Source organism: Herbaspirillum autotrophicum, assembly GCF_001189915.1.
In the GTDB taxonomy this organism is placed as follows: Bacteria; Pseudomonadota; Gammaproteobacteria; order Burkholderiales; family Burkholderiaceae_D; genus Herbaspirillum; species Herbaspirillum autotrophicum.
On sequence record NZ_LFLS01000050.1, the window covers coordinates 23106 to 29450 of the forward strand.

At 58.9% G+C, this 6345-nt stretch carries 2 protein-coding genes; both read right to left on the reverse strand.

The window, feature by feature from the left end; all coding sequences use genetic code 11:
• Positions 1–7: 7 nt before the first annotated feature.
• The gene (locus AKL27_RS25220) at positions 8–4669 is read right to left on the reverse strand and encodes a hypothetical protein (protein WP_050465652.1); all 4662 of its coding nucleotides are present in this window, start codon (positions 4667–4669) and stop codon (positions 8–10) included.
• Positions 4670–5039: 370 nt separating this feature from the next.
• Complete coding sequence (locus AKL27_RS25225; protein WP_198156085.1) at positions 5040–6104, reverse strand: GGDEF domain-containing protein; 1065 nt, start codon at positions 6102–6104, stop codon at positions 5040–5042.
• Between the last annotated feature and the right edge of the window lie 241 nt (positions 6105–6345).

A 6345-nucleotide genomic window follows, 5' to 3' on the forward strand; every position in this document is an offset into this window, starting at 1 on the left:
TGCGATATCACGTCGCCGTTGCGGCCGGTGCGGGCAAGCGATGGGGCGAGATGCTGGCCATGACCTGGAGCAGACCGTCCGGGGCGCTTGTCCGCGATGACAACACCGGCGTCAGCAGGTAGCCGTCACGCGTCAGAATTTTCAATGCGCCATCGGGCTGGCGTGCTTGCCACTGGCCACCGGTATTCTGATGGAAAGCGTCTTGCAGGCGAATTTTTTTCTGGTGCGTGCGGGTCAGCAGCACTTCCGGCTTGCCGTCGACTACCCGCATTGTTTGCTGACTCCCTGCCCACTGACCGCCAGCGGTTTGCGCGACATCTTGCAGCCGGATTGTTTTCTGCCGCTTGCGACCCAGCAGGATTTCCACATTGCCATCGCGTGCCTGTACCGTGATCTCATCAAGGTTCCATGCCAGATTCAATTCGGTGCCAGGACTTTGCGGTGCCGTCGTGATCTCGACGATATTGGCGGTGCGGCCGATCTGATAGCGGTTGTTGCCGTCACCGGCTGCAATCCGGACCGTGCCGCCGCCGTTGACGACATAGATGTCGTTGCCACCGCCGCCGCGCGCGCTGTCGTTGCGCCCGTTGAGCACGAACAGATTGTCTTTGTCGTTGCCGGTGACTTTGGTACGCGCATTTTTTGCGGTAATCACATTTTCAATTGAATTCAGCGTGGCACGCTGGCCGCGCGTGGCAACATGGCCGCTGGCGGTTTCTACCGGACGTACTTGGGGTGCGCCGCTGGTCCGCAGTACATTGTCTTGCCAGTACAAGTCGGCGCTGATCGCTTCGGTGGCCTTGGTTTCGGGCAGCTTTACCACGAATGAACGCTTGGCACCCGCGCCTGCGCCAGATGCGGCTGCCGATAAATCGAGGGTGTCATTGCCATCGCCGCCGTCGAAGTACGAGCCGTTGGTGATGCCGGTGCCGAGGCGGATACGGTCATTTTGCCAGCCACCCTGCACCTGCTTTTTTCCGTGCCCGAGGTCAAAGGTATTGCTGCGCCAGCCGACACCGGTGAGCCGGTCATGGCCGTCGCCGGTGGCCCAATAGACGGCGTCGCCATTGGTGGCTGGCGCAGTGACGCGGTTTTTTACCTGTGCCGTGCCGCGGCGGGCATTGATGTGATCGGCGCCATTGTCGGTGGCGAGGGCGGGCCGTTGGGTCACGTTTTTTTTGCGCAGGCCATGCTGATTGGGGGCACCGCGATGGGTCAGCGGGGTCTGGGCGGTGATGACGGCGTTGCCGAATATGGCTTCGCCATACGGTCTCGATTGCTTGAGAAACGCGTGCAGCAACTGGCGCTTGCCATTGTCGTAGTCTCCTTGGGCCTTGCTGATGGCAACGCGATCTTCGATGTCTTGCGAGGCGCCGGAACCGACGAAGCTGGCGATGCCGGTGACAAATTTTTCCCAGCCGCTCAGATTGGCATGGGCATCCAGATCTTCCACGTAACGGGCGCTGGAATAAATGCCGCCCCCGAGGGCGAGTGCGGCACCCACCGCGATACCGATCGGGCCGGCCGCAGCGACACCGGCGAAGGCGGCGCCGGCCAGCGCCAGTGAACTGGCGGCGCCGGCAACTGCCAGGCCGCCGTTGACGTAATGATCCTGTGCCACCTTGCCTTTGCTGTTGCCCGCCTGGCTCAACGAGGTATAGGCGCTGTAGATATCAAATGGCGTGGTGATGACCGTGCCGAACGCGCCGGCAGTACGTCCGACATTGGTGCCGAGTGCTTTGGCGCCGCCGAGCTTGCTGCCGATGCTGGTGTTGGCGAAGGCATTGAAGCTGGCGACATTCCCTTTTTGCAGATAGCTGCCGAGGGCCACCACTCCTTTTTCCACGCCCAGGCTGGCAGCTTCGGCGACCAATCCGGCGCTGTTGACGGCGATATCCGTGGTGTCGCCGCGCGCCACCGCATCCTTGATGCCGCGAATGCCGTTATAGACGCCGAAGGCCTGCAAACCGACGCCGGTATGACTGACGGCACCGCCGCCGGGCAACAGGTAGGTGAATATATTGCGCTTGGGTTGCGTGGCGTCGCTCCTGGCCTTTTGCCCGACTTCGCCGGCCAGCGCCAGGACGGCATTCATCTGGACTCCCCATTTGCCGGCGGTACCCTCGGGGTTGATGATGACTGGCGTGGTTGCCGGTGTCGTGCGGCTGGTGCCAATGTCATACAAAAGGCCGGTCAGCCGGTCGGCATTGCCATCGGTTTTGAACTGGTGCTGCAACGTTGCGCCATCGAACTGCAGCCGATTCATCAGGTCACCGGTCAGCGTCGCCCGTTGCAGGCTGGCGGCATCAATGGCCCGGTTATCCAGCATGGCACCCATGTCATGCAGCCGGATGCGGGCAATCTCTTGCGACCCGAGGCGCAATAAGCCATCGCGCCGGTCTTGCACTGCCAGCAAATCACGCGCGCTGTAGTGTTTGCCACCGAGCAGGTCCGGCGTCGGGTAAGTGCCGGCGAGGCGGTCTGCTGCATCGCCGGTGATGGTGTAGGCCGTGGTGGTCTGGTTGGCGGCGTAGGCGTCATTGAAATGTTGTGACAGGATTGTGTCCAGCGTGGTGTGGTCAGGTATGCCTTCGATGATGCCCAGTGCCGGATCGACCAGTCCGAATGTGGGGGTAGCACCGCTGTGGTCGACCCAGAGCGAGGCGCTGCCTTGCGGCATATCGAGCAGCAGGTGCGTGGTGCTGGTTTGCACCGCCAGCCATGCGGGCAGATCACGCAATCGTTGCGCGCTGAATGGCAAGGAGTCGATTTGTGTACCGATGCTGTCAATGCGTTGCCGGTAATCCCATTGTTTCAACGCGTCATCGAGGTTGGGTATCGCGCTGCTGTCTGGCGCGCCGAGCGTATTGAGGTGCGCGGTAAAGCGGTCAGATGCCATCGACTGGCGCAAGCCTGTCAACGCACTTGCGGACGGCGTGTAGCCGCGCGTGGGCAGGTAGTCGTGCGGTGGCTTGATTCGGGTCGCCAGCGCATGCGCCAGCAGCAAGCCGTTTTCGGACTGGTGCGACGATAGCGTATGTGCGCCGAAAGGCCGTATCCGGGCACCGGCATCTTCACCTAGCTGGGCAAACGCGCGGATCTCGGTAGCGGCAGGTGCGCGGCGATGCGGCGCAGATTGCAAAAGATCAGGTTCCGCGTGGCACGGGATCCAGGTCGCCGAGAACAGATGTTCCGGCAACAGTCGCTGCAATGCCGGCCCCAGATTGGTATGGCGCAATTCCGCTGGCGGTTTGTAGTGACCGCTTTCGTTATTCCATTGCACCAGTTGGCCATTGCTAAACAACATTTCTCCGGCATACAGCACGTCTTTGCCGGCAGTGATCGAGGTATGACCCTGAAGGCTGAACGCGGCATCATTCGAACTGCTCAATCCGGGCGGGGCGCCGATGTAAATGCGTTCCGGATCATCGGCAAGAATGACGTAATTGAATTTGCCATCGACCCGCGGCTGCACGTAGGCAGTATCGCTTTTCTGCAAAAAGGAATAATTGTTGCCGGCATTTTTTTGCAGTTCCAGGACTTGCCAGGGCGTAGCCGGGTCATGCAAATGCGTGGTGACGGGAACGATCGGTGCGGCGCGGCTGCCGGACTGCGAGCCCGAGGACAGCGTGACACGGTCAGCGGGCACCGGTTGCGGTGCTGCGGCAGCAAGTCCGGACACGGCACCGGATTGTGACGGCGTTGCGGGCGGAATGTGTTCATTTGCCACCGGCGTTGTCGTGGTCAATGTGGTGCCGGACTGTATTTGTGTCATTGCTGATACTCCCTTGATTTGGCGTGCCGGTACGGCAGGTGGCGCAGATCTGTCATCTGCATCACGCCGCAACAGATAAGTGAAGATATTGCGTTTGGATGGTGTGGTGCCGTGGCGGGCTTTCTGCCCGACGTCACCCGCCGGCGCCGGCACGGCATTCCTCCGGACTTCCCGTTTGCTGTCGCTACCTTCGGGATTGAGGATGACTGGCGGGGTTGCCGCTGCGGTGCGGCTGGCGCCATGTGGCCGGGGATCAGATGGCGGGGAAATCGCGTCGTCTCTGATCCGGCTGCGCGTGAACAAATGCTCCGGCAATATGCGCTGCAACGCCGGTCTCAGGTTGGTATGACGCAATTCCGCAGCCGGTCTGTAGTGACCGCTGTCGTTATTCCATTGCGCCAGTTTGCCATTGCGGAACAACAGTTCTCCGGCATACAGCACATCTCTGCTGTAAGTGATGGAGGTATGACCCTGAATGCCGAACGTTGCCTCATTCGCACTGTGCGATCCTTTTGGGGCGCCGACAAAAATCCGGTCCGGATCACCGGCAAGAATGGTGTACAGGAATCTGCCATCGACCGCCGGCTGAATGTAGGCCGAGGTATCTTTTTGCAAAAAGGAGTAGATGTTGCCTTCATTCTTTTGCAGTTCCAGGACTTGCCAGGCCGAGGCTGCTTTGTGCCGGTGCGCAGTGACGGGGGGAATCGGTGTGGCGCGGTGGTCTGATGGCAAGGCAGTGGACAGCGTGACGCGATCGCTGAGCGCAGGCGGCGGTATTGTTGACGCAGATCCGCTCTGGTCAGCCGACTGCGATGATGCGGCGGGGGAAGCACCTTTATCATCTGACTCGCGGGTTGGCACCGGGGCCGTGATACCCGAATGAATTTGTGTCATCGCCGTAAATTCCCTGATCTGGCGTGCCGGCACGACAGAGACAGTCGTGCCGGCACTGCCGCTGCCTGTGCCCGGGCTGCGCTGATGTTGGATTGTGCGGTGGGTATCGTTACCTGATGATCGGTGTCGTCAGATGTGCCTGCCTTGATCAGATGTCTGTGAACAACGACATCGCATTGAATGCTTGATGGTAGCAATCATTGCAAAAATTCGATATCGAATTAATTGTATTTCTATGGGGAAAATCAGAAGGGGCGACAGGCATGGTGCGTGTCGGTCGCAATGGCCGCAACGGGCGAGCTGTTGCCGGGCCATGCAGAGCGCAGATCAGTTTCGTGCGGCTGTGAGTTACGGGGAAGTGTGCCGGTGCTTAAAAGAATTCGACGATGTCGTTGGTGGAGATTTCAGAACTGAGGACGCCCGAGGTGACCAGTTCTTCATAAAAGCAGATGCGGTTGCGGCCGTTTTTCTTGGCATGATACAGGGCTTGATCGGCATGCCCGAGAATCACCACCGGCGTCTCTTGCGAAATGCCGACGAAGCCGAGGCTGACCGTGACTTTACCGACTTGCGGGAAATCATATTCCTGTACGTTCTGGCGGAAGCGGTCGAAGATTTTTCGGGTGTCGGCCAGCGTGGTGGCACGCAACAGGATCACGAATTCTTCGCCGCCGAAACGGAAGATGCGGTCATGCGAGCGGAAGGAGGCGCGCAGGATATTGGCCATCAGAATCAACACTTCGTCGCCATACAAATGGCCGTACTGATCATTGACCTGCTTGAAGTGATCGATGTCGACCACCGCCAGCCAGTGCGCCTTGATGTCGCCTGAATGACGCCGTTCATGGTGCTGATCGAGCGAGTGCGATTCGTGCGGGGCAATGGCGAAGGCGTGTTTGGAAAACTGTTCATCGAAGGTCTTGCGATTGAACAGACCGGTCAGCGCATCGCGTTCGCTGTAGTCGAGCAGACTTTGATAATTGCAGTAGACGCGGAAAATGCCGTCGATGACTTCGCGGGCGCCGGCATCAAACGGTCCCTGATTGCAAACTTCGAGACAGGTATTGATTTTGCCGTGCAGCCAGACCGGCAACCACAATACATGGGTGCCATCGCTGCGGACTTCGGGATGTTCGTGTTTGTGCTGCTGCATGCATTCGACAATGCCGGGATAACTCTTGAGCGGCTCTTTGGGATCGTCATGCGTGTGGTCGGCAATCGTGGTGATGCTGCCTTCCTTGATCAGGATCTTTTCCTGCACGAAGAGCTCGTCGCGCAACGTGAAGATTTCCAGTGCGCGCACCTGACTCACATGTGCCAATTGGTAGAGCGCGGAAATGACGGCGACAGCAAGCCGTGAATGCTCGCGGTGAGCAGTGATCTCAACGAGATGCTTCAGAAGCGGTTTCATCATTGGAACGTCGACTTCCTGCATGAGCACATTCTTCTATGTTTGTCGGTACTCGAAAGGGGGCTTCGCCATTGCGTGTACGCAAGAATCACGCCATCAGTTACGCAGGGAAGCGATTTGATTTTACACGCTGTATTGCCGTACAGCTATTGAGTTTGAGCAAAATCGAAGGGAAATTTCTGTTTAGTTTCCATGTGGAAATGGTTTGCCTGCTTTTAGTGCTGCGTGATTGACGCTGGTGCAAATCACGCTGCGATAAAAACAT

Bases quoted from the DNA above. Each gene is read 5' to 3' on its own strand.
- AKL27_RS25225 (WP_198156085.1), bottom strand. From the start codon at position 6,104: ATGCAGGAAGTCGACGTTCCAATGATGAAACCGCTTCTGAAGCATCTC.
- AKL27_RS25220 (WP_050465652.1), bottom strand. From the start codon at position 4,669: ATGACACAAATTCATTCGGGTATCACGGCCCCGGTGCCAACCCGCGAG.